Source organism: Ectopseudomonas khazarica, assembly GCF_017915135.1.
GTDB classification, from domain to species: Bacteria; Pseudomonadota; Gammaproteobacteria; order Pseudomonadales; family Pseudomonadaceae; genus Aquipseudomonas; species Aquipseudomonas khazarica.
Genome location: NZ_CP068551.1, coordinates 41,635 through 65,410, shown reverse-complemented (window position 1 = coordinate 65,410; position 23,776 = coordinate 41,635). Strand labels below are relative to the sequence as shown.

Below are 23,776 nucleotides of genomic sequence, written 5' to 3'. Positions count from 1 at the left end.
AAGATTGCAGGCAGCGCTGCCGGCACCGCCCTCGCTGATCACTGCCCCGTGCTAACGCCTGCACATGGGCGGAGGCCCCTACTCGCCCGCCCCGGCACGCTTGAGCAGTTGCTTGCAGCGCTCGGACAGGTGCACCACGCGCAGGTGCTTGCCGGCGCGCTCGTAGCGTTCGCGCAGGGTTTTCAGCGCGGCGATGGCGGAGTAGTCGACGAAGCTCAGGTGGCGGCAGTCCAGCGTCACCTGCTGCGGATCGTCGGCCGGCTCGAACTGATTGAGGAAGGTGGTGCAGGAAGCGAAGAACAGCGTGCCATGGGCACGGTACAGCTTGCTGCCGTCGGCCTGCACGTCGCTGTCGGCATACAGCTCACGGGCATGCTGCCAGGCGAAGTTGAGCGCGGCGATGACGATGCCACAGAGCACTGCGGTGGCCAGGTCGGTGACCACGGTGATGGCGGTCACCGCGACGATCACCAGCACGTCATTGGCCGGCACCTTGCCGGCGACCCGCAGCGAGCCCCAGGCGAAGGTCTGCTGCGCCACCACGAACATCACGCCCACCAGCGCGGCCAGCGGGATGCGCTCGATCAGCGGCGAGAGGAACAGCACGAAGAGCAGGATCATCACCCCGGCGACCACGCCGGACAGCCGGCCACGGCCGCCGGAGCTGAGGTTGATCATGGTCTGGCCGATCATCGCACAGCCGCCCATGCCGCCGAACGCGCCGGAGACCATGTTGGCCGCACCGAGCGCCACGCACTCGCGGTTGGTGTTGCCGCGGCTCTGGGTGATCTCGTCGGTGAGGTTGAGGGTCAGCAGGGTTTCCAGCAGGCCGACCAGCGCCATCAGCACCGCGTAGGGGGCGATGATGCGCAGGGTCTCCAGGTTCCACGGAATGTCCGGCAGGGCGAACTGCGGCAGGCCGCCGGCGATATGCGCCATGTCGCCGAGGGTGCGCGTGGGCAGGTCGAGCAGGTACACCAGCAGGCCGACGCCGAGGATCGCCACCAGCGCCGGCGGCACCGCGCGGGTCAGCTTCGGCAGCAGGTAGACCACGGCCATGGTCAGCGCCACCAGGCCCAGCATCCAGGACAGCGCGGCACCTTGCAGCCAGCCGCCTTCGGCATGGAAGTGCTCCAGCTGCGACATCGCGATGACGATGGCCAGGCCGTTGACGAAGCCGAGCATCACCGGGTGCGGCACCATGCGCACCAGCTTGCCCAGGCGCAGCAGACCGAACAGGATCATCAGCACGCCACCGAGCAGCACGGTGGCCAGCAGGTACTGCGCACCGTGTTGCACCACCAGGGCGACGATCACCACGGCCATCGAGCCGGCCGCACCGGAAACCATGCCGGGACGGCCCCCGAACAGGGCGGTGAGGGTACAGATGATGAAGGCGCCGTACAGCCCCATCAGCGGGTTGAGCTGGGCGACCAGGGCGAAGGCGATGCACTCCGGCACCAGGGCGAAGGAGGAGGTCAGGCCGGCCAGCAGGTCGGCGCGTATGCGTGCGGGTTTCATGACGTCTCGGCTAGCCGGCTGGACCGGGCGATGGCGGATGAAGAAAAAAGGGGGGCGCATGGTAGCGCCCAAGCGCCCGGGCAACCAGCGAAGCGGGCAAAACACTGACTGATGGCAACGGGCCAAGCTCGCCGACAGAGGGCGGTGGCGGCATTCCGATCTGCATGCAATGCGGCTTGGGCTGGATGGCGCGCGCGGGTAACCTGAGCGGAAACCGACGAGGATCCCGCTGATGAGCAAGAACCTGCTGATTACCGGCGCCAGCCGTGGCATCGGCCGCGCCACCGCCCTGCTGGCCGCCGCGCAGGGCTGGACGGTCGGCGTCAACTATCGCGAGGATCGCGCGGCCGCCGACGCAGTGGTGGCGCAGATCCAGGCGGCCGGCGGCCAGGCCGTCGCACTGCAGGGCGACGTGGCCATCGAGGCCGACGTGCAGCGGCTGTTCGAAGCCATGGATGCACTCGGCCCGCTGCAGGGCCTGGTGGTCAATGCCGGCATCGTCGCACCGCCCCTGCCGCTGCTGGACATGAGCGGCGAGCGCCTGCGGCGCATGTTCGAGGTCAACGTGCTGGGCAGCTATCTCACCGCCCGCGAAGGCGCCCGGCGCATGGCCCGCAGCCGTGGCGGCGCGGGCGGCTCGATGGTGCTGGTGTCGTCGGTGGCAGCCAGCCTCGGCTCACCCTTCGAGTACGTCGACTATGCCGGGGCCAAGGGCGCCATGGACGTCCTGACCCGTGGCCTGGCCAAGGAGCTGGGCGGCGAGGGCGTGCGGGTCAACGCCGTGCGTCCGGGGCTGATCGATACCGACATTCACGCCAGCGGCGGCCAGCCGGATCGTGCCGAGCGCCTGGGCAAGGGCACCCCGCTGGGACGCGCCGGACGTGCCGAGGAAGTCGCCGAGGCGATCGTCTGGCTGCTCGACGACAAGGCCAGCTACACCACCGGCGCACTGCTGGATATCGCCGGCGGGCGCTAGTCCCAGGGCAGCAAGGGCGCGCCATATCATCGAAATACGCAAATGATAATCAATGTTATCATCTGCATTTTCGCCGCCCGGGTGACGCCCATGGTCCAGCCCCTGCACGCCCCATGCCTCTACTCGCTGGATGACCTGCGCCAGCTGGGCCGCCGTCATCATGTGCACTACAGCCTGATTGGCCCACAGCATGAAGACAACCCGTGCGTGATGCGGGGCTACATCAACGAGCAGCAAACCCGTCTGGGCATGACCCTGGTCAGCTCCGAGGTGCACACCTTGCACGGCTACCAGGCGCAGTCCTTCACCGCCCCCAGTCTCACCATGATCGTCCTGCTGGAAGGACAGGCCCAGCTCGACGGCACCACCTCCACCACCCTCACGCCGGGTCAGGGCGTCACCCTGCTCAGCCAGGACGGGCCCGGCCAGAGTGCCCGGCATCACGCTCATCACCACCTGCGTGGCCTCAACCTGTCCATCGCTGACATCGATGACCTGGCGGATGAGCAACTGGCCGATCTGTTGCGTGCCAGCCTCCGACAGCGCCGCGTGTACACGCAACGCTGGAGCGTTCCGGCAGACCTGCAGCCTGCCCTGCAGGCCCTGGCCGGCGAACGCTCGCACGGTTGCCTGCAGCGCCTGCTGCACGAAGGCCTGGCACTGCAGCTGCTGGCACATGGCCTGAACGCCATCGACGCCGACGAGCGCCACGCGCCCTCGCTCAACCCACGTGACCGCAGCCTGCTGGAGCGGGTACGCGACTACCTGCATCAGGAACCTGGAGCCGAGCACAGCCTGCATCAGCTGGCACAGCTGGCGTGCATGAGCCCCAGCTCACTGCGCCAGAAGTTCCAGCAGGCCTATGGTGTCAGCGTCATGGCCTACCTGCGCCAGCGCCGCATGGAGCTGGCCAGGCAGTACCTCGGACAGGGCTGGCGCGTTCAGGATGTCGCCCACTACGTCGGCTACCGCCATGCCAGCAACTTCGCCACCGCATACCGGCAGCACTTCGGCGTTGCACCCCGCGAATCCATCTAGCCAGGCCCGACAGCATCCTCGCAGCGTCGTTCCAGGCCTGGCATCCGGCAAAGGAACACTGGCATCGAGCAAAGGTATCGCCCGGACAAATGTGAATAATTCTCATCGACAAACTTTCCCGATGAGACGCCTGCAATGTCGAAATGCTCGATCCTCCCGCTCGCCCCGACCCTGCGCCGCGCATTGCTCGCCAGCGCCCTGCTGCCCCTGACGGCAGGCGCCGCCGCGCAAGAGGACGTTGAAGACACAGACGCACACGAAAGCAGCCTGACGCTGCCGGCGATGAACGTGCAGGGCACGCAGCTGCCGCAGTCCAAAACCGAGGGCACCGGCAGCTACACCACCGGCAGCATGTCCACCGCCGTGGGCCTGCCGCTGTCGATCCGCGAGACACCGCAATCGGTGAGCGTCGTCACCCGCCAGCAGATCGAAGATCGCGGCCTGCGCGACACCGCCGCGATACTCGCCAGCGCCCCCGGTATCTCGATGAGCCGCAGCGACAGCAATCGCGTGTCGTTCTCCGCTCGCGGCTTCGACATCGACAACTTCCAGTTCGATGGCCTGGCTTCGCCGATCAACAACTTCTGGAACTTCGGCGCCACCGATGTCGATTCGGCGATCTACGATCGCGTCGAGATCGTGCGGGGCTCCACAGGGTTGCTGACCGGCGCCGGCAACCCTTCGGCAGCGGTCAACTTCATCCGCAAGCGCCCGCTGCCAGAGTTCGCCATCGGCGGCTCGCTCGGCAGCGGACGCTGGGACCAGCGCCGTGGCGATATCGATGTCTCCACCCCGCTGACGGCCGACGGCCGGATCGCAGCCCGCGTGGTGGCGGCCTACTCCGAGCGCGATACCTTCGTCGACTATCAGCACTACGACAGTGAAACCCTGTACGGCGTGATCAGCGCGGAACTGACCCCACGCACGCAACTCACGCTGAGCCTCGAACACCAGAAGAACGATACCGACGGCATGGGTGCGGGCGTGCCGATGTTCTACGCCGACGGATCGCGCACCCACTATGGCCGCTCCACGGCCAACAACACCCAGTGGTCGTACTTCGGCACCGAGTCGAACACCGCCTTCATCGATCTCGAACACCAGTTGGAAAACGACTGGAAACTACGCGCGGCCTACAGCCGCACCGAGGCCGACTACGCGATGCGCTATGTGTTTCGCGGCGGCTATCCGGAGCGCAACAACGCAGGCATGAGCGCCAGCTTCCTCAAGTATGACGGCGAGCGCACCCGCGACGACTGGCACCTGACCGGCAGCGGGCCGTTCGAGCTGCTGGGCCGCACGCATGACGCCGCGTTCGGCTGGATGAGCATCGCCGACGACCTGCAGATGGACCAGTACCTGCCGCTGCCCGGCACCGCGCCGATCGCCGACTCGCAACTGGACTGGAGCAACGGCGCGATTGCCGAGCCCATCTGGTCGGGCACGCGCGCCAACGGCGACCGCACCGATATCCGCCAGACCGGCGGCTATGCGGTGACGCGTCTGTCGCTGGCCGATCCGCTGCATCTGATCCTGGGGGTTCGCGTCAGCACCTGGGAGATCGAACAGAACTACTTCGGCACCCAGCGCACCTATCGCTACAGCGACGAGGTCACGCCCTACGCCGGCCTGGTCTATGACCTCGACCGGACCTACAGCCTGTACACGAGCTACACCAGCATCTTCAAGAACCAGACGCAGCGTGCGCCGGATGGCAGCTTCCTCGATCCGGTCAGCGGCGACAGCTACGAGCTCGGCATCAAGGCCGGCTACCTGGACGGCCAGCTGAACGCCGCCCTGTCGGTCTATCGCACCAGGCAGGAGGGCCTGGCCGAGGCCATACCCGATACCTTCCTGATCGCCGACCCCAGCCAGCAGGCCTACAAGGCCGGCGAGGGGGCCGTGGTCGACGGCTTCGACCTGGAGCTGAGCGGCGCGCTGAGCGAGGCGTGGAACCTGTCCACCAGCTACACCCACTTCATCGCCCGCAATGCCGAGGGCAAGGCGATCAATACCACCCACCCACGCACGCAGTTCAAGCTGTTCACCACCTACCGGCTGGACGGTGTACTGCGGGACCTGACCCTGGGCGGCGGCACGACCTGGCGCAGCGGCATCTCACGCGCCAACACCGGCAGCCCCAACGGCCCGGTGGACGTCAGCGCGGACAGCTATGCCCTGGTCGACCTGATGGCCAGGTACCAGATCAGCGAACACATCGCGGCAACCGCCAACCTCAACAACGTCTTCGACAAGCAATACCTCGAGCAGGTCGGCTTCTACAGCCAGCTCTGGTATGGCGAGCCGCGCAACCTGCAATTGACCCTGAGCGCGAGATTCTGAGCGTCGGCTGCCATCCAGCCCCGGTTGGCAGCTTCTCGCATGGGCCCCGCGCTGACGTCACTCGCGCGGACCGGCAAGCTCAATCCCAGCGCGGCGCGAAGCCCGGGTTGGCCACCCGCTCACCGCGCTCCAGGGTGGCGATGGCGGCCATGTCGGCGTCGCTCAGGCGCAGGTCGGCGGCGGCCAGGTTGGCGGCCAGGTTCTCGCGTTTGGTCGACGACGGAATCACCGCATAGCCCTGCTGCAGCGACCAGGCCAGGGCCACCTGCGCCGGGCTGGCACCATGCGCGGCAGCGATGCGCTGAATCTCCGGTTCGACCAGCACCTTGCCGTAGGCCAGCGGCATGTAGGCCGTCAGGTGGATACCCTGCTGGCGGGCGAAATCGACCAGTTTGCGGTTCTGCAGCAGCGGATGGATTTCCACCTGGTTGGTCGCGATCTCCTCGACACCCACCGCAGCGATGGTCTCACGCAGATGGGCGATGGTGAAGTTGGAGACACCGATGGCCGACGTCAGGCCCTGGCGCTTGGCTTCCAGCAGTTCCTCCAGGTACTGCGCCACGGGAATCTCGTCGTTCGGCGATGGCCAGTGGATCAGCGTCAGGTCGACGCGCTGCAGAGCCAGGTGTTGCAGGCTCTCCTGCAGGCTGGCGAGCACCCGGCCACGGCCGAGGTTCTCGGTCCAGACCTTGGTGGTGACGAACAGCTCGTCGCGGGCCACGCCACTCTCGGCGATGGCCTGACCGACCGCCGCTTCGTTGCCATAGGCTTGCGCGGTGTCGACATGCCGGTAGCCCAGTTCGAGGCCGCTGCGCACAGCGTCGATGGCGACCTGGTCCTTGAGGCGGAATGTGCCAAGGCCGACAGGGGGAAGGAATGTCATGACGGATCTCCTCATGGGTTGCGCAGCGCTTGCAGAGCGCCGGGTGGCTCAGGGAAAGAAAGGTTCGGCCCACTCACCGCGGGAAAAGTTGCACGGCCGCGGCCAGGAGGCACATGGCACCGGCCAGACAGGGCAAGCAGGCTTGCTGGAGACGCAGTATCCGGGCCAGACTCATGCGGAAAAAGTCGACAACCTGGCAAACACCTTTGACTGAAGTTCAACAATGAAGACCAGCCTGGAAGAAATGCTCGCCTTCGTCAGCGTGGTCGACAGCGGCTCGATCAGCGCCGCCGCCGAACAGCTGGAGCAGACCGCCTCCGGCGTCAGCCGCGCCCTCAGCCGCCTGGAAGAAAAGCTCGCGGTGACCCTGCTGCGCCGTACCACGAGACGCCTGGAGCTGACCGAGGAGGGCGAGCTGTTTCTCGCCCAGGCCCGGCGCATCCTCGCCAGCGTGGAGGAGGCCGAGGAGCAGATGGCCCTGCGTCGCCAGGCACCCGCCGGGCGCCTGCGCATCAACACCGCCTCGCCCTTCATGCTGCACGTGATCGTTCCGCTGATCGGCGAGTTTCGCGCACGTTACCCGCAGATCGAGCTGGAGCTGAACAGCGACGACCGCATCATCGACCTGCTCGAGCGGCGTACCGACCTGGCCATCCGCATCGGTCACCTGCCGGACTCCAGCCTGCATGCCCGACCGCTGTATCACAGCCGCCGGCGCGTGCTGGCCAGCCCGGAGTACCTGCGCAGGCATGGCCACCCGGTGCGCAGCGAAGACCTGCAGGGGCACTGCCTGATCGGCTTCACCGAACCCGACAGCCTGAATGAATGGCCACTGCGCCATGCCCTCGGCGAGCGCTGGCGGATCACCCCGAGCCTGCGCGCCTCCAGCGGCGACACCATGCTCGAACTGGCCCTGGCCGGCGAAGGGCTGGTGTGCCTGTCGGACTTCATGACAGACGCGGCCCGCGCCCGTGGCGCGCTGGTGGAGGTGCTGGCTGAACAGCGCGTGGAGGTGCGCCAGCCGATCAATGCGGTGTACTACCGCAACACCGCGCTGGCCTCACGCATCACCTGCTTTCTGGACTTTCTCAGCGAACACCTGGGCGACTCGGGCCAGGGCGGCATGAGCGGCGAACCGCGACGCTAGCCGCTGCAGCCCCGGCAACGCACCCGAGGCACAATGAAAAAGGGCGACTCAGCGAGTCGCCCCCTTGTCCCGCCAAACGCTCACTGCGCCGCCTGCAGGCTCCACTCGGCGAGCTTCTGCTGCTTGTAGCTGAGCGCCGCTGCCGGCACCGGCGTGACCTTGCCGGTCTCCATCCAGCGCTTGAGGCGGTTGGCGTCGGCCATGTGGGTGTACTTGCCGAACGCGCCGAGCACGACGAACGCCACCGAACGATTGGCCATGGTGGTAGCCATCACCAGGCACCGACCGGCGGCATTGGTGAAGCCGGTCTTGCTCAGGTTGATGTTCCAGTCGGCCTTGCGCACCAGGGCATTGGTGTTGCGAAAACCCAGGGTGTAGTTGGGCTTGCGAAAGGCCACTGTGGCTTCCGAGTCCGTGGTGAACTGATGGATCAGCGGGTACTGGGCCGCGGCCTTGACCATCAATGCCAGGTCGCGGGCGGTGGACACGTTCTCCTCGGAGAGGCCGGTGGGCTCGACGAAGTGGCTGCGGTTCATGCCCAGGGCCTTCGCCTTGGCGTTCATCGCCCTGATGAAGGCGACCTGGCCACCCGGATAGTGATGGGCGAGGCTGGCCGCCGCGCGATTCTCCGAGGACATCAGCGCCAGGTGCAGCATGTCGCGACGGCTGAGCTCGCTGCCCACGCGCACGCGCGAGAACACGCCCTGCATTTCCTTGGTGTCGCGGATGTTGACCGGCAGCACCTCGTCCAGCGGCAGCTTGGCGTCGAGGGTGACCATGGCGGTCATCAGCTTGGTCACCGAAGCGATCGGCAGACGCAGGTCGGGGTTGCTGGAATAGAGTTCCTTTCCGGTCTTCAGATCCACTAACAGCGCGCTACCGGCGGCCAGCTCCTGCTTGGGCTGGGTAGGCGCAGCCTGAAGGTTCGAGACTGCAAGGCTGCCGCACAGCAGCAAGCCTAAAATCGAATGACGGAATTTCACGGTTCACTTCACCGGTTGTATGAGGAAGCCGACGAGATGGCGGCAACAACCAGTATAGGGATTGTGCCCGCGCTCTTGCAGTATGGCCCGATCAAACACTTGCGCCTGGCGCATCCAGCTCGGCCTGCAACCAGTCGACGAAGCGCGCGGTGAGGCGCTGGCGCCGCTTGCGCTCGGGCAATACCAGGTAATAACCGAACGCCGACTGCGCTTCGGCATCACCCAGACGACAGAGTAGGCCCTGGGCCAGCAGTTCGTCGACCAGATGGCGCCAGCCGATGGCCACCCCCTGGCCGGCAATGGCTGCCTGGATCAGCAGGGTGTAGTTGTCGAAGCGCAGCGCGCCGGGCGTGGGCAGGCTGCTGATGCCCAGTGCGCGGAACAGCCCGTCCCAGTCGAACCAGCGCGAGCGGTGCTCGGGGCGCAGGTGCAGCAGGGGCAGCTCGGCCAGCGCCGCAACCGGCAACGGCGGCTGGCGCTCGCCCAGCAGGCGCGGGCTGCACACCGGAAACACCTCCTCGCGAAACAGCAGGTGCGCCTCGCCGTGCTTGAAGCGGCCATCGCCAAAGCGGATCGCCACATCGATGTCGCTGGGTACCGTGGCCGGATCGCGCTCGCTGGTGATCAGGCTGACGTCCACCTCCGGGTACAGGCGATTGAAACGCTGCAGGCGCGGCATCAGCCAATAGGCGGCGAAGGCGAAGTCGGTGGCCACCTGCAGCACCTCGTGCTGCTGCCGTGCGGTGACCGCCGCCAGTCCGGCGTCGAGACTGGCCAGGCCCTCCTGCACGTGAGCCAGCAGCAGCTCGCCCGCCTCTGTCAGCACGATGCCACGGTAGACGCGGTCGAACAGGCGCGTGGCCAGCTGCTGCTCCAGGCGCTTGATCTGCTGGCTGATGGCCGGCTGGCTGCTGCCCAGTTCGTTCGCGGCCGCCGTGAAACTCAGCTGGCGCGCGGCCGACTCGAACACCCGCAATGCGTCGAGGGACAGGCCATCGATGGCTTTAAACATAAGTTCTGCTTATCCGAGACATGTTTCTCAGCCGGGTTTACCCTATCGGGGTTCTACCGGAATCATGGCCCCAGCACTGTCGCATAAACCAACAGTATGGAATACCCGCCGCCATGAAACGCCCGAACATCCTCTTCATCATGGCCGACCAGATGGCCGCGCCGATCCTGCCCCTGCACGATGCCGCCTCGCCGGTGCAGATGCCCAACCTGATGAAGCTGGCCGAGCAGGCCGTGGTGTTCGACTCGGCCTACTGCAACAGCCCACTCTGCGCGCCCTCGCGCTTCACCCTGGTCAGCGGCCGCCTGCCGTCGAAGATCGGCGCCTACGACAACGCCGCCGACCTGCCCGCCGACGTGCCGACCTACGCCCATTACCTGCGTCGCCTCGGCTACCGCACGGCGCTGTCGGGCAAGATGCACTTCTGCGGCCCGGACCAGCTGCACGGCTACGAGGAGCGCCTGACCAGCGACATCTACCCGGCGGACTACGGCTGGGCGGTGAACTGGGATGAGCCGGACACGCGCGCCACCTGGTACCACAACATGTCGTCGGTGCTGCAGGCCGGCCCCTGCGTGCGCAGCAACCAGCTCGACTTCGACGAGGAAGTGGTGTTCAAGGCGCGCCAGTACCTCTACGACCACGTGCGCCTGACACCCGAGCAGCCGTTCTGCCTGACCGTGTCGATGACCCACCCGCACGACCCCTACACCATCCCGCGCGAGTACTGGGATCGCTACGAGGGCGTGGACATCCCCATGCCGCGCCAGCACATCGCGCAGAGCGAGCAGGACCCGCACTCGCAGCGCCTGCTGAAGGTCATCGACCTGTGGAACAAGCCGTTGCCCGAGGACAAGATCCGCGATGCGCGGCGCGCCTACTTCGGCTCCTGCAGCTATATCGACGACAACATCGGCAAACTGCTGAAGACCCTGGAAGAGTGCGGCCTGGCCGAGGACACCCTGATCGTCTTCTCCGGCGACCATGGCGACATGCTTGGCGAGCGCGGCCTCTGGTACAAGATGCACTGGTTCGAGATGTCCGCCCGCGTGCCACTGCTGGTGCACGCGCCGCAGCGCTTCGCCGCGCAGCGGGTCAGCCAGTCGGTGTCGACCCTCGACCTGCTGCCAACCCTGGTGGAGCTCGCCGGCGGCCAGCTCGATGCCGACCTGGAACTGGAGGGGCGCTCGCTGCTGCCGCACCTCAAGGGCGAGGGCGGGCATGACGAGGTGCTCGGCGAATACATGGCCGAGGGCACCGACAGCCCGCTGATGATGATCCGCCGCGGGCCGTGGAAATTCGTCTACTCCGAGCGCGACCCGCTGCTGCTGTTCGACCTGCATGCGGATCCGCAGGAGCAGCACAACCTCGCCGAGAGCAGCGCGCATCGCAGCACCGTCGCCGGCTTTCTCGCCGAAGCCCGAGAGCGCTGGGACCTGGCGGCGATCCATGCCGCGACCCTGTCCAGCCAGCGCCGCCGGCGCCTGGTCGCCGCCGCCCTGAGCCAGGGCCGGCTGACCAGCTGGGACCACCAGCCCTGGGTCGACGCCAGCCAGCAGTACATGCGCAACCACATCGACCTCGACGACCTGGAACGCCGCGCGCGCTTCCCTCAGGTATGAATCTTTACCGACTGCCGCCCCCCAAAAGGACACCTCTAAAAACTACCTGCGTTGCCATCGCTGCGTTAAAAACAGGCTCAAAATGCTCATTTACAACTCGTAAACTCCGCTTTTTCGCCTGTTTCTGCCTTGCGCTGGCTGCCTCGCCTACGTTTTCAGAAGTGCCCAAAACAGAAGAAAAAAGGAGAGACGCCATGAACCGATTCAGCGTGCTGTTACTCGCCACCGCGCTCTGCAGCGCCGGCAATGTCTGGGCCGAGGACGCAGCCTGCTCCACGGTCAAGCTGGGTGATCCGGGCTGGAGCGACATCGCCGTGACCAACGGCATCGCCAGCTTCCTGCTCGAAGGCCTGGGCTACACGGCAAAAAGCCAGACCCTGGCCGTGCCGATCATCTTCGCCGGGCTGCAGAAGGGCCAGGTCGACGTGTTCCTCGGCAACTGGATGCCAGCGCAGCAGAGCAACTACGACAAGTTCGTCGCCAGCGGCGAGGTGGACAAGCTGGCGCAGAACCTCGAGGGCACCGAGTACACCCTGGCGGTTCCGAGCTATGCCTATGAAGCCGGGGTGAAGACCTTCGCCGACCTCGACAAGCACGCCGACCAGTTCGGCAGGAAGCTCTACGGCATCGCCTCCGGCTCCCCCGCCAACGAGTCGATCAAGCAGATGATCGCCGCTGACGAGTTCGGCCTGGGCGACTGGAAGCTGGTGGAGTCCAGCGAGCAGGCGATGCTGGTGCAGGTCGGCCGCGCGGTGAAGCGCGAGCAGTTCGTGGTGTTCCTCGGCTGGACCCCGCACCCGATGAACGTGCAGTACGACATGCAGTACCTGCGCGGCGGCGAGAAGTACTTCGGTGACAGCGGCCAGGTCAACACCCTGGCGCGCAAGGGCTATGCCGCGCAGTGCCCCAACGTCGGCAAGCTGATGAGCAACCTCGCCTTCACCCAGGACATGGAGAACAGCATCATGGACCAGGTGCTGAGCAAGGAGGCCAGCAACGATGCCGCGATCAAGGCCTGGCTCAAGGCCAACCCGCAGGTGCTCGACGGCTGGCTGCAGGGCGTGACCACCCGTGACGGTGGCGACGGCCTGGCAGCGGTGAAAGCCCGGCTTTGAATTAGCCGACACAAGTGAGTAGGGTGGAGTCGCCTGCGGCCCACCCTCGACCCTGACCATGCGCCTACCCGATCGACAGACCCTGTTGCCATTTCTGCGCTGGCTGCCTGGCACCAGCCGCAAGACCCTGGGCAACGACCTGCTGGTAGGCCTGACCGGCGCCATCCTGGCCCTGCCACAATCGCTGGCCTATGCCCTGATCGCTGGGCTGCCGGCCGAATACGGCCTGTACGCCGCCATCGTGCCGGTGATCATCGCCTGCCTGTGGGGCTCGTCCTGGCACCTGATCTGCGGGCCGACGGCGGCCATCTCCATCGTGCTGTTCACCAGCGTCAGCCCCATGGCGCGCATGGGCAGCGAAGAATTCATCGCCCTGGTGTTGCTGCTGACCTTTCTCGCCGGCCTGTTCCAGTGGCTGCTCGGCCTGCTGCGCTTCGGCGCGCTGGTCAACTTCGTCTCGCAATCGGTGGTGCTCGGCTTCACCCTCGGCGCGGCGCTGGTCATCGCCCTCGGCCAGGTCCCCAACCTGCTGGGCGTGGAAATGCCCAGCCAGGCCACCGCGCTGAGCAGCCTGCTGCAGATCGGCCAGCACCTGCCCGAGACGCACTGGCCCAGCCTGGCGCTGGCCGCCTTCACCCTGCTGCTGAGCGTCGCCATCCGGCATTTCTGGCCCAAGGCACCGGCACTGCTGATCGGCCTGGTCGGCGGCAGCCTGGTGGCCTGGCTGCTACCGACGCACCTGGCCGGGGAGATCGCCCTGGTCGCCCCCTTCGCCGGCAGCCTGCCGCCACTGACGATGCTCAGCTTCGACCTCGACGACGTCCTGCGCCTGCTGCCTGCAGCGGTGGCCTGCGGCATGCTCGGGCTGGTCACCAGCCTGTCCATCGCCCGCGCCCTGGCGGTGAAATCGCATCAGTTCCTCGACGCCAACCAGGAAGTGCGCGCCCAGGGTCTGTCGAACATCGTCGGCCCGTGGTTCTCCGGCTCGCTGTCGGCCGGCTCCTTCACCCGCTCGGCGCTGAACCTGCAGGCGGGTGCGCGTACTCCTCTGGCGGGGATCTTCTCGGCCTTGCTGGTGGCCCTGTTCGCCGTGTTCGGTGCGGCGCTGTTGACCCACATCCCGCTACCGGTGATGGCCGCAGGCATCCTGCTGATCTGCTGGGGGCTGGTGGACCTGCCGGCGATTCGGGCACTGCGCCGGGTCAGCCGCTCCGAGTTCGCGGTGATGCTGCTGACCTTCGCCGCCACCCTGGTGCTGGAACTGCAGACGGCGATCTACGCGGGCGTGCTGGCATCGCTGTTCTTCTACCTCAAGCGCACCTCGCAGCCGCGCGTACGCCTGTGGCATGACGGCGACGACGAGGTGCTGCGCATCGATGGCTCGATCTTCTTCGGCGCCTGCCAGTACATCCAGCAGTTGCTGCAACGCAGCCGTGGCCAGCGCCTGGTGATCGACGCGCGGCACATCAACTTCATCGACTACGCCGGGGTGGAGATGCTGCATCAGGAAGCACGCCGCCTGCAGGCCCTGCAGCGCAGCCTGGTGCTACGCCAGGCGCGGCCCCAGGTGATCGAGGAGATTCTCAAGCTGGAAGGCGCGGAGCACTGCCCGGTGCAGTTCGAAGACTGAGTGAGCGGCGTCGCACCCTACGCGGCTGACCCTCAGTCCTCGGCGTCATCGAGCACGCTCAGATCCAGCACGTGTGAGCGCCCGATCCACATCGCGCAGTCACGATGGTCGCGCAGTTCGTTGCCGGTGATCGGGTGCAGCAGGACGTCCAGGCCGCCGCGGTTGAGCATCAGCCAGGGCACCAGGTCGGCGAACAGGTCGGCGCGGAAGGCCAGCTGGCAACTCCAGCACGGATGCGGCCCGACCAGACGCTCGTGCACCCGCCCCATCTTCACTGGAAAGCGCTTCGCCGCGTCCTCGCAGAGGGCGCGCGCCTGCTCCAGCGTAGCGGCATCGAAATAGACGTGGGCATGGTAACCACTGATACGCACCATCTCGTCCATCTGCCGCTCCTCAGGCCATCAGTTGACGACGCAGTTCGGCCAGCACCGGCGCCGTGTCGGGGCGCACGCCGCGCCACAGCGCGAAGGCCTCGGCAGCCTGCTCGACCAGCATGCCGAGGCCGTCCAGGCACTGCGCCGCACCCTGCTCGGCGGCCCAGCGGTTGAAGGCGGTCGGCTCGCGGCCGTACATCATGTCGTAGCACACCGTGTGGCCGGGCTGGATCAGGCTCGGTGCAATCGGCGGCAACTCGCCGCCAAGGCTGGCCGAGGTGCCGTTGACGATCAGGTCGACCGGCGCGTCGATCCAGTCGAAGCCGACGGCCTTCAGCGGACCCAGCTCGGTGAACTCCAGAACCAGTTTCTCCGCCTTGCACAGCGTGCGGTTGGCCACCACCAGGCTCGCCGGGTGCTGCGCCAGGAAGGGCTCGAGCACGCCGCGCACGGCACCACCGGCGCCCAGCACGAGGATGCGCTTGCCGGCCAGGCTGAAGCCGGCGTTGTCCTGCAGGTCGCGGGTCAGCCCGGCGCCGTCGGTGTTGTCGCCGAGCAGGCGACCGTCTTCCTGCTTCTTCAGGGTATTCACCGCGCCGGCCCGGCGGGCGCGCTCGCTAAGCTCATCGGCGAGGCGAAAGGCCTCTTCCTTGAAGGGCACGGTGACGTTGCCACCAAGGCCTTCCGCGAAGAAGGCACGGGCATCGCCGGCGAAGTCATCGAGGGGCGCCAGACGCGCCTCGTACGTCAGCGCCTGCCCGGTCTGTTCGGCGAACAGACGATGGATCAGCGGCGACTTGCTATGGCCGATGGGGTTGCCGAAGACGCAGTAGCGGTCCATGGAAAATCCTATCTGTGTAGGAGCCAGCTTGCTGGCGATTCGCTCTGCAGCCAGATCGCCCGCAAGCGGGCTCCTACGAGGTACGGGGATGACGTCAGTCGTAGCCCGGATGCAATCCGGAAGCGCTCATGGAATGGCCCCGGACTACATCCGGGCTACATCATGGATTGGTCGACAACCAGTCGCGGTCGGTGAGGAAGTACTCGGTCAGGCGCGCTTCTTCACTGCCCGGCTCCGGCTTCCAGTCGTAACCCCAGCGCACGTGCGGCGGCAGCGACATGAGGATCGACTCGGTACGCCCGCCGGACTGCAGGCCGAACAGCGTGCCACGGTCGAACACCAGGTTGAACTCGACGTAGCGGCCACGCCGGAACGCCTGGAACTCGCGCTCGCGCTCACCGAAGGGGGTCAGCTTGCGGCGCTGCACGATGGGCAGGTAAGCCTGGATGTAGGCATCGCCGATGGCGCGGATGAAGGCGAAGCAGGTGTCGAAATCCCACTCGTTGAGGTCATCGAAGAACAGCCCGCCGATACCGCGCGGCTCGCCACGGTGCTTGAGGTGGAAGTAGCGGTCGCACCAGGCCTTGTACTTCGCGTACACGTCGGCACCGAACGGCGCACAGGCGTCATGCGCGACCTGGTGCCAGAACACGCAGTCTTCCTCGTTGGCGTAGTAGGGCGTCAGGTCGAAGCCGCCACCGAACCACCACACCGGTTCCTCACCTTCCTTCTCGGCGCTGAAGAAGCGCACGTTGGCGTGCGAGGTGGGCACATGGGGGTTTTCCGGGTGGATCACCAGCGACACGCCGAGGGCCTGGAAGCCACGTCCGGCCAGTTCCGGACGGTGGGCGCTGGCCGAAGGCGGCAGGCTGTCGCCGAACACGTGGGAGAAGTTGACCCCGCCTTTCTCGATCAGCGCGCCGTTCTCGATCACCCGCGTGCGGCCACCGCCGCCGGCCGGACGCTGCCAGGCATCCTCGATGAACACGGCCTGGCCGTCTTCGGTTTGCAGGGCGGAACAGATACGGTCTTGCAGGTCGAGCAGATAGGCCTTAACGGCCTCGGTACGGTCAGTCACGGCGGCACCTTGAACAGGGAGCAGGTCGAAATCGGAGGGCAGCATAGCACTCGACAACCCCGCTCCGCAGTTGACGTCAGTCAATCGGGAGGATTGGATAGGCCCTTTCGCCGCCAGCAGGCGGCTCATGTCAGACAAGGAATCGGAGATGGCCAAACGCATTCAGTTCAGCCAGCACGGCGGCAGCGACGTGCTCGAGTACCGTGACTACCAGCCGGCCGCCCCGGGCCCGCGCGAAGTGCGAGTGGCCAACCAGGCCATCGGCCTGAACTTCATCGACACCTATTTCCGCAGCGGCCTGTACCAGCCACCGGCCCTGCCTTCGAGCCTGGGTACCGAGGGTGCCGGCGTGGTCGAGGCGGTGGGCAGCGAGGTCAGCGGCTTCGCCGTGGGCGACCGCGTCGCCTACGCCACCGGCCCGCTCGGCGCCTACAGCGAGCTGCACGTGCTGCCCGCCGAGAAGCTGGTGAAGCTGCCGGACAGCATCAGCTTCGAGCAGGCCGCCGCGGTGATGCTCAAGGGCCTGACCGTGCAGTACCTGCTGCGCCAGACCTGCGAACTGAAGGGCGGCGAGACCATCCTCTTCCATGCCGCCGCCGGTGGTGTCGGTTCCTTCGCCTGCCAGTGGGCGAGGGCGCTGGGCGTCAGGCTGATCGGCACCGTCAGCTCGGCGCAGAAGGCCGCACGCGCCCGGGAGCAGGGCGCCTGGGCGACCATCGACTACAGCCATGAGAACGTGGCGCAGCGCGTGCTGGAGCTGACCGACGGGGCCAAGTGCCCGGTGGTCTATGACGGCGTCGGCAAGGACACCTGGGAAACCTCGCTGGACTGCGTGGCGCCGCGCGGTCTGCTGGTCAGCTTCGGCAACGCCTCGGGTGCGGTCACCGGGGTCAACCTGGGGATCCTGGCGCAGAAGGGCTCGCTGTTCGTCACCCGCCCGACCCTGGCCGGCTATGCCACCAGCGCCGAGCGCCTGCAGGCCATGGCCGACGAACTGTTCGGCATGATCGCCAGCGGCCAGCTGCAGGTGGAGATCAGCAGCCGCTACGCGCTGAAGGACGCCGCCGCCGCGCAGGACGCACTGAGCTCGCGGCAGACCACCGGCTCGACCATCCTGCTGCCCTGAGCCAGTGGCCCGGATGCAATCCGGGCCACGTGTGGGAGGGGCTTTAGCCGCGAGCTTTCAGCGCGTCAGGACGGGCGGATCACGTCGCCCGTGCGCAGGTCACGGATCAGGCTGGGGTTGCGTCGACCACCCAGTGCGCCACCCAGCACCTTGTCCAGCTCGCCGGGGAAATACTGCTCGACGCGCAGGCGCGAACGCGCCGACGGGCGGCCAGCCGGATTGGCCGACGTGGAAATCAGCGGCCCGGTGTAGCGGCACAGCGCGCGCACCAGCGGGTGATCGGTGACGCGCAGGGCGACGGTGTCATGCATGCCGGTGACCCATTCGGGCAGACGGTTCTGATGCGGCACCAGCCAGGTGTTCGGTCCCGGCCAGCTGCCGGCCAGACGCTCCTGCCAGACCTCGGGCAGGTCCCCGAGCAGGAAGTCGAACTGTTCGATGGCATCGGCCACCAGAATCAGCCCCTTGTGCATCGGGCGCTCCTTGAGCGCCAGCAGTCGGTCCACCGCCTCTTCGTTCCACGGGTCGCAGCCCAACCCCCAGACCGCCTCGGTCGGATAGGCGATGACGCCACCCTCACGCACCACACGCGCCGTTTGCTGTATCTGCCAGTTGCTGGCCATCGACTGTCTCCCGCTGAACGAATGGCCGGCAGTCTATCCAAGACGGGGCGGCGACTGTAGCCCGGCGACCATGCGGGGATCACATCGGCGCCTGCGCCACGACAAAGCGGGCCGCCGGCGCCTTCTGCAAGCGCCGTGGCGAGTGAGCCTGATGCAGCCTGGTGGATGGATGAAGCGCCATCCACCCTACGGACAGCCCGATGGAAGGGTGAGGCGCCATCCGCCCTGCGCGGATCGCACGGCGGCGAACAGCAGACGCCGCTCACGCCTGGCGCGCCAACCAGCGTCCGGCCTCGCTGCATACCCGCCCCTCGAGCTCCAGCTCGGTCAGGGCGGCGAGAACCTCTGCCAGCGGCAAGCCACTGGCCTGGACCAGCGCCTCGGTGCTGTGCGGCGCGGCATGCAACAGGGCCAGCAGTGGATGCTCGACGCGGGCCGGCGGCGCCGACGGGGATGCGATGGGTGACGCGTGCCAGCCCCGCAAGGCCTCAAGAACATGCTCGGTGCTCTCCACCAGCGTGGCGCCGTCGCGAATCAGCTGGTGACAGCCACGCGCGCCCGGATGATGAATCGAACCGGGGATGGCGTAGACCTCGCGCCCCTGCTCGGCCGCCAGCCGGGCGGTGATCAGCGAACCGCTCGACGGGCTGGCCTCGACCACCAGTACCCCGAGCGACAGGCCACTGATGATGCGGTTGCGCCGCGGGAAGTTGCTCGCCTGGGGCGGGCAATCCAGCGGCAACTCGGAAACCAGCGCGCCGCCCTGTTCGGCGACCTGCCTCGCCAGGCGTTCATGGCGACGCGGGTAGAGGCGCTGCAGGCCGGTGCCGAGCACCGCGACGGTCCGGCCACCCGCGTCCAGCGCGCCCTGATGGGCCGCCCCGTCGATCCCCAGGGCCAGGCCGCTGGTTATCACGAAGCCGCCCGCCGCCAAGCTGCGGGCGAAGGCACGCGCGTTGTCCAGCCCCGGCGCCGATGCGCGGCGGCTGCCAACCATCGCCAGTTGCGGCGCCTCCAGCACCAGCGGGTCGCCCGCCACGAACAGCAGCGGCGGTGCATCCGCCAGCTCCGCCAACAGCGCCGGATAGCGTGGATCGTCCCACATCAGCAGGTGCTGGCCTGGCTCATCCAGCCAGCGCAGCGCCTCCGTGGCCCGCTGACGGATCTCGGCGCTGCGCCGTGGCTCGGCACAGGCGGCCGGCAAGCCCAGCGAACGCCAGGCACTGGCCGGCGCACTGAGCGCGGCCGAGGCACTCGCGAAGGCGCTGAGCAATCTGAGAAAGCGACGTGGCCCCAGCTCCGGCAACAGATGCAGGCGCAGGCGCGCTTCGAGTTCGGCGGGAGAAATGCTGGGGGACAGCGAGGAGGACGCAGACATGGCGATTCTTCCCTGAGCGGTGCAGTCGCCATCCTGGCGACACCGGTAGAAAGCACGAGCCCCGCATCAGCGGGGCTCGTCGGGTGTTACGGGTTGCGAACCTTGTCCATCACCGCCAGTTGGCGGCTCGCCTGCAGGATCAGGCCATAACTGAGCTTGTCGTAGGTGCGGAACACCATCAGCAGGCCGGAGCGCTCGTCCGGGACCTTGACGTTCTCGCCGGTCACGCGATCGCGCACGGTCTCGCCGGTCTTGTACACCGCCAGCACGTTGCCGATCTCCAGGCCGTCACGGGTGCCCTTGTTCAGGGTGACCACGTCGAACTGGCCGATCTGGCTGACACCGCGCGGCACGTCAAGAATCACACCCTTGATCTCGCTGGTCGGCTCGCTGGGCATGAAGGAGGAGTTGATCGCCCGCTCCTCGGTGGGGAACAGACGGTCACCCAGGCGCACTTCCTCGGTCGAACGGCTCAGCACGAAGGTGCCGATATCGCCTTCCTCGGCAACGATCTCACCGGTGCCGATATCGTCGGCGTTGATACCGAGGAATTCCTTGGTATCCGGATCGGTGTAGGTCTTGCCCTGGCGGAACACGCCGTAGATCGGGTTCTGCTCGTCGAACTGGCCACGGGCATAGACACGGTCACCGGCGCCGCTGACCACACGCTCGGCGTTGCCGGCAACGATGTAGGGCTTGCCGTTGAACTCTTCGGGCGTATCGACGATGCGGTTGCTCAGCAGGAAGCTGTTGATCGCCTCCAGCGGAATGGTCGGGATCGCCTGGGCCATCGGCGTGCTGCGCACCTGCGGCGACAGCTTGATGGTGCCGCGCGACTCGCCGCGATTGAGCATCAGGCGCGGCTGGCCATCCACGTAGACGAGATTCAGGGTGTCGCCGGGGTAGATCAGGTGCGGGTTGGCCACCTGCGGGTTGGCGTGCCAGATCTCCGGCCACTTCCACGGCTGACTGAGGAACTTGCCGGAAATGTCCCAGAGGGTATCGCCCTTGACGACGGTGTAACGGTCCGGATGACCGTCCTTGAGTTGCACTGCGGCCTGAGCCATGCAGGTCAGGGCCATTCCGCCAGCTGCCAGGAGCAAGGCGAGTAGTGATTTCCTCATACGGTGAATCCCTTTATTATGTGTCTTCACGTGAAGCGCCCTAGCGCCGCGTGCCAAACCCGCTGAATACGCGGCGTGAAGCCGTTTTTCAATGCTGTTCATCATCTTAGCAGCGGATTTTGACTTTATTCCACAAGTGCATCACAAACGCATATGGCGATCCTGAATATCCTCGAATTTCCTGATCCACGCCTGCGTACCATCGCTAAACCGGTGGACGTCGTGGACGACTCCATCCGTCAGCTGGTCGATGACATGTTCGAGACCATGTATGACGCTCCGGGTATCGGCCTGGCCGCAACCCAGGTCAACGTGCACAAACGCGTGGTGGTCATGGACCTGTCCGAAGACAAGTCCGAGCCGCGGGTGTTCATCAACCCCGAGTTCGAATCGCTGACCGACGAGATGGACCAGTACCAGGAAGGCTGCCTGTCGGTGCCCGGCTTCTATGAGAACGTCGATCGCCCGCAGAAGGTCAAGATCAAGGCGCTGGACCGCGATGGCCAGCCCTACGAACTGATCGCCGAAGGCCTGCTCGCGGTGTGCATCCAGCATGAGTGCGATCACCTCAACGGCAAGCTGTTCGTCGATTACCTGTCCAACCTCAAGCGCGACCGGATCAAGAAGAAGCTGGAAAAACAGCATCGCCAGCGTGCCTGACCCCCGTTTACCCGAAAGGCTTGCCACGGCAAGCCTTTTTCTTTGGTGACTGCCCCATGCGTATCGTCTTTGCCGGCACCCCGGAATTCGCCGCCGAGCACCTCAAGGCCCTGCTGGCCAGCCAGCACGACATCATCGCCGTCTACACCCAGCCGGATCGCCCGGCCGGGCGTGGCCAGAAACTGATGCCCAGCCCGGTCAAGCAGCTGGCTCTGGAGCACGGCATCGCCGTCTACCAACCGGCCAGCCTGCGCAATGCGGAGGCTCAGGCCGAACTGGCGGCGCTGCAACCCGACCTGATGGTGGTGGTGGCCTACGGCCTGATCCTGCCGCAGGTGGTGCTCGACACCCCACGCCTGGGCTGCATCAACAGTCACGCATCCTTGCTGCCGCGCTGGCGCGGCGCCGCGCCGATCCAGCGCGCGGTGCAGGCCGGCGATGCCGAGAGCGGCGTCACCGTGATGCAGATGGAGGCCGGCCTGGATACCGGGCCGATGCTGCTCAAGGTGACGACACCGATCTCTGCCGAGGACACCGGTGGCAGCCTGCATGATCGCCTGGCCCGGCTCGGCCCGCAGGCCGTCCTGCAGGCCGTCGACGGCCTGGCGGCTGGCACCCTCGCGGGCGAGGCGCAGGACGATGCCCTGGCCAACTACGCGCACAAGCTGAACAAGGACGAGGCACGCCTCGATTTCAGCCGGCCTGCCGTGGAGCTGGAGCGCCTGGTGCGCGCCTTCCACCCCTGGCCGATCTGCCACAGCACGCTGAACGGTGAGGCGCTGAAGGTGCATGCCGCCGAGCTGGCGGACGGCACTGGCGTCCCCGGCAGCATTCTCGCCGCGGACAAGAGCGGCCTGACCGTGGCCTGCGGCGAGGGCGCGCTGCGCCTGACCCGCCTGCAGCTGCCCGGCGGCAAGCCGCTGGCCTTCAGCGACCTGTACAACAGTCGTCGCGAACAGTTCGCCCCCGGCCTGGTGCTCGGTCAATGAACCCACGTCTGGCCGCCGCCCGCGCCTTGACCGCCGTGCTGTCCGGCAAGGCCTCGCTGGGCAGCAGCCTGCCACCGCAGCTGGACAAGGTCGAACACCACGACCGCGCCCTGGCGCAGGACCTGGCGTTCGGCGCCGCCCGCTGGCAGCCGCGCCTGCAACTGCTCGCCGAGAAGCTGCTGGAAAAGCCCTTCAAGGCCGCCGACAAGGACGTCGAAGCCTTGCTGCTGGTCGGCCTCTACCAGTTGCTGCACAGCCGCATCCCGGAGCACGCCGCCATCAGCGAAACGGTCGGCTGCGCCGGCGCGCTGAAGAAGCCCTGGGCCAAGGGCCTGCTCAACGCCGTGCTGCGTCGTGCGCAGCGCGAGCACGAGGCGCTGCTCGCCGAGCTGGATCGCGACCCGGTGCTGCACACCGCTCATCCGCGCTGGCTGCAGAAATCGCTCAAGGCGCACTGGCCCGAGCACTGGCAGGCCATCTGCGCCGCCAACAACGCCCACCCGCCGCTGATTCTGCGGGTCAACCGCCGCCATGGCAGCCGGGACGACTACCTCGTCGAACTGCGCGCCGCCGGCATCGAGGCCGCGCCCTGCGACTTCAGCCGCGATGGCGTGCGCCTGCTGCAGCCCTGCGACGTGACCAGCCTGCCCGGCTTCAGCGAAGGCCGCGTCAGCGTGCAGGACGAGGCCGCGCAGCTGGCCGCCGAGCTGCTCGAGCTGGCACCCGGTCAGCGCGTGCTCGATGCCTGCGCTGCACCGGGTGGCAAGACCTGTCACCTGCTCGAGGTCGAGCCGCGACTGGCCGAAGTGGTCGCCGTCGACCTGGAAGCCAAGCGCCTGGCCCGCGTGCGGGAAAACCTCGAACGCCTGCAGCTCGACGCCACGCTGATCGCCGCCGATGGCCGCGATACCGGCGCCTGGTGGGATGGCCAGGCGTTCCAGCGCATCCTGCTCGACGCGCCCTGCTCGGCCACCGGGGTGATCCGCCGTCACCCGGACATCAAGCTGACCCGCAAGGCCGAAGACATTCCCGCCCTGGCCACGCTGCAGGGCGAGCTGCTCGATGCCCTGTGGCCGACGCTGGCCCCGGGCGGCATCCTGCTCTACGCCACCTGTTCGGTGCTGCCGACGGAAAACAGCGACACCATCGCCGCCTTCCTCGCCCGCACGGCCGATGCGCAGGAGCTCGCCATCGCTGGTGAATTCGGCCTGCAGCCAGAACACGGCCGCCAGTTGTTGCCGCAGTTGGACGGCCATGACGGCTTCTACTATGCCAAGCTGATAAAGACTGCCGTGGCGACCCACGGCTAACGG

At 67.0% G+C, this 23,776-nt stretch carries 22 protein-coding genes; 12 read left to right on the top strand and 10 right to left on the bottom strand.

The features are described from left to right. Positions 1 to 78 precede the first annotated feature (78 nt). Entirely contained in the window at positions 79 to 1,521 is a 1,443-nt protein-coding gene (locus tag JLK41_RS00295) for a SulP family inorganic anion transporter (protein ID WP_210390117.1), read from the bottom strand. A gap of 232 nt (positions 1,522 to 1,753) precedes the next feature. On the opposite strand from JLK41_RS00295, the gene JLK41_RS00290 reads away from it, so the two are divergent. From JLK41_RS00290 to fauA, 3 genes are all read left to right on the top strand, one after another. Continuing rightward, complete coding sequence (locus JLK41_RS00290; RefSeq protein WP_037052211.1) at positions 1,754 to 2,497, top strand: SDR family oxidoreductase; 744 nt, start codon at positions 1,754 to 1,756, stop codon at positions 2,495 to 2,497. A gap of 42 nt (positions 2,498 to 2,539) precedes the next feature. Beyond that, entirely contained in the window at positions 2,540 to 3,535 is a 996-nt protein-coding gene (locus JLK41_RS00285) for a helix-turn-helix transcriptional regulator (RefSeq protein ID WP_210390116.1), read from the top strand. 135 nt (positions 3,536 to 3,670) lie between these two features. Continuing rightward, the gene (gene fauA, locus JLK41_RS00280) at positions 3,671 to 5,878 is read left to right on the top strand and encodes a TonB-dependent alcaligin siderophore receptor FauA (RefSeq protein WP_210390115.1); all 2,208 of its coding nucleotides are present in this window, start codon (positions 3,671 to 3,673) and stop codon (positions 5,876 to 5,878) included. A gap of 79 nt (positions 5,879 to 5,957) precedes the next feature. On the opposite strand, the gene dkgB is transcribed toward fauA, so the two are convergent. Next, positions 5,958 to 6,761 carry a 2,5-didehydrogluconate reductase DkgB gene (dkgB, locus tag JLK41_RS00275; protein WP_210390114.1) on the bottom strand — a complete coding sequence of 268 codons (804 nt, stop codon included), beginning with the start codon at positions 6,759 to 6,761 and terminating at the stop codon, positions 5,958 to 5,960. Here dkgB and JLK41_RS00270 point away from each other — a divergent pair. Together JLK41_RS00270 and JLK41_RS00265 are read left to right on the top strand one after the other, a co-directional pair. Beyond that, the gene (locus JLK41_RS00270) at positions 6,760 to 6,975 is read left to right on the top strand and encodes a hypothetical protein (RefSeq protein ID WP_210390113.1); all 216 of its coding nucleotides are present in this window, start codon (positions 6,760 to 6,762) and stop codon (positions 6,973 to 6,975) included. The two genes, dkgB and JLK41_RS00270, sit on opposite strands and share 2 nt — an antisense overlap. Positions 6,976 to 6,984: 9 nt before the next feature. Then, positions 6,985 to 7,908, top strand: coding sequence for a LysR substrate-binding domain-containing protein (locus tag JLK41_RS00265; protein ID WP_210390112.1), 924 nt, complete (start codon positions 6,985 to 6,987; stop codon positions 7,906 to 7,908). Between the two features lie 80 nt (positions 7,909 to 7,988). On the opposite strand, the gene pbpG is transcribed toward JLK41_RS00265, so the two are convergent. Further along, positions 7,989 to 8,891 (bottom strand): D-alanyl-D-alanine endopeptidase, encoded by a 903-nt coding sequence (gene pbpG / locus JLK41_RS00260; protein WP_037052230.1) that lies wholly within the window; start codon positions 8,889 to 8,891, stop codon positions 7,989 to 7,991. A 91-nt stretch (positions 8,892 to 8,982) separates the two neighbouring features. Then, the gene (locus JLK41_RS00255; RefSeq protein ID WP_037052233.1) at positions 8,983 to 9,903 is read right to left on the bottom strand and encodes a choline sulfate utilization transcriptional regulator; all 921 of its coding nucleotides are present in this window, start codon (positions 9,901 to 9,903) and stop codon (positions 8,983 to 8,985) included. Positions 9,904 to 10,016: 113 nt separating this feature from the next. On the opposite strand from JLK41_RS00255, the gene betC reads away from it, so the two are divergent. From betC to JLK41_RS00240, 3 genes are all read left to right on the top strand, one after another. Next, positions 10,017 to 11,525, top strand: coding sequence for a choline-sulfatase (betC, locus tag JLK41_RS00250; RefSeq protein WP_210390111.1), 1,509 nt, complete (start codon positions 10,017 to 10,019; stop codon positions 11,523 to 11,525). A 194-nt stretch (positions 11,526 to 11,719) separates the two neighbouring features. Beyond that, positions 11,720 to 12,640, top strand: coding sequence for a choline ABC transporter substrate-binding protein (gene choX, locus JLK41_RS00245; RefSeq protein WP_134676648.1), 921 nt, complete (start codon positions 11,720 to 11,722; stop codon positions 12,638 to 12,640). A gap of 58 nt (positions 12,641 to 12,698) precedes the next feature. Then, the gene (locus JLK41_RS00240) at positions 12,699 to 14,270 is read left to right on the top strand and encodes a SulP family inorganic anion transporter (protein ID WP_210390110.1); all 1,572 of its coding nucleotides are present in this window, start codon (positions 12,699 to 12,701) and stop codon (positions 14,268 to 14,270) included. A 32-nt stretch (positions 14,271 to 14,302) separates the two neighbouring features. On the opposite strand, the gene JLK41_RS00235 is transcribed toward JLK41_RS00240, so the two are convergent. The 3 genes from JLK41_RS00235 to hemF form a co-directional block, all read right to left on the bottom strand. Continuing rightward, positions 14,303 to 14,653 carry a DOPA 4,5-dioxygenase family protein gene (locus tag JLK41_RS00235; RefSeq protein WP_037052242.1) on the bottom strand — a complete coding sequence of 117 codons (351 nt, stop codon included), beginning with the start codon at positions 14,651 to 14,653 and terminating at the stop codon, positions 14,303 to 14,305. 10 nt (positions 14,654 to 14,663) lie between these two features. Further along, positions 14,664 to 15,485, bottom strand: a complete 822-nt coding sequence (aroE, locus tag JLK41_RS00230) for a shikimate dehydrogenase (RefSeq protein ID WP_150607373.1) — start codon at positions 15,483 to 15,485, stop codon at positions 14,664 to 14,666. A 160-nt stretch (positions 15,486 to 15,645) separates the two neighbouring features. Continuing rightward, complete coding sequence (gene hemF / locus JLK41_RS00225) at positions 15,646 to 16,563, bottom strand: oxygen-dependent coproporphyrinogen oxidase (RefSeq protein WP_150607371.1); 918 nt, start codon at positions 16,561 to 16,563, stop codon at positions 15,646 to 15,648. A 148-nt stretch (positions 16,564 to 16,711) separates the two neighbouring features. Here hemF and JLK41_RS00220 point away from each other — a divergent pair, with 148 nt between their 5' ends. Beyond that, positions 16,712 to 17,689 carry an NADPH:quinone reductase gene (locus tag JLK41_RS00220; RefSeq protein WP_150607369.1) on the top strand — a complete coding sequence of 326 codons (978 nt, stop codon included), beginning with the start codon at positions 16,712 to 16,714 and terminating at the stop codon, positions 17,687 to 17,689. 65 nt (positions 17,690 to 17,754) lie between these two features. Here JLK41_RS00220 and tsaC read toward each other — a convergent pair whose 3' ends face one another. The 3 genes from tsaC to JLK41_RS00205 all read right to left on the bottom strand — a co-directional run bounded on the left by tsaC (position 17,755) and on the right by JLK41_RS00205 (position 20,814). After that, on the bottom strand, positions 17,755 to 18,312 hold the full coding sequence (tsaC, locus tag JLK41_RS00215) for an L-threonylcarbamoyladenylate synthase type 1 TsaC (RefSeq protein ID WP_047585274.1): 558 nt from the start codon (positions 18,310 to 18,312) through the stop codon (positions 17,755 to 17,757). 262 nt (positions 18,313 to 18,574) lie between these two features. Beyond that, positions 18,575 to 19,690 (bottom strand): DNA-processing protein DprA, encoded by a 1,116-nt coding sequence (dprA, locus tag JLK41_RS00210; protein WP_210390109.1) that lies wholly within the window; start codon positions 19,688 to 19,690, stop codon positions 18,575 to 18,577. Between the two features lie 86 nt (positions 19,691 to 19,776). Then, the gene (locus JLK41_RS00205; RefSeq protein ID WP_037052257.1) at positions 19,777 to 20,814 is read right to left on the bottom strand and encodes a LysM peptidoglycan-binding domain-containing protein; all 1,038 of its coding nucleotides are present in this window, start codon (positions 20,812 to 20,814) and stop codon (positions 19,777 to 19,779) included. Positions 20,815 to 20,967: 153 nt separating this feature from the next. On the opposite strand from JLK41_RS00205, the gene def reads away from it, so the two are divergent. From def to rsmB, 3 genes are read left to right on the top strand one after another with little or no spacing between them, the layout of a single operon-like run. Beyond that, on the top strand, positions 20,968 to 21,474 hold the full coding sequence (gene def, locus JLK41_RS00200; RefSeq protein ID WP_013713230.1) for a peptide deformylase: 507 nt from the start codon (positions 20,968 to 20,970) through the stop codon (positions 21,472 to 21,474). Between the two features lie 56 nt (positions 21,475 to 21,530). Then, positions 21,531 to 22,463 (top strand): methionyl-tRNA formyltransferase, encoded by a 933-nt coding sequence (gene fmt, locus JLK41_RS00195; RefSeq protein WP_210390108.1) that lies wholly within the window; start codon positions 21,531 to 21,533, stop codon positions 22,461 to 22,463. Next, a complete protein-coding gene (gene rsmB, locus JLK41_RS00190) occupies positions 22,460 to 23,773 on the top strand; it encodes a 16S rRNA (cytosine(967)-C(5))-methyltransferase RsmB (protein WP_037052262.1) in 1,314 nt (437 codons plus the stop codon). The genes fmt and rsmB overlap by 4 nt, the downstream gene beginning before the upstream one ends. Positions 23,774 to 23,776 lie beyond the last annotated feature (3 nt).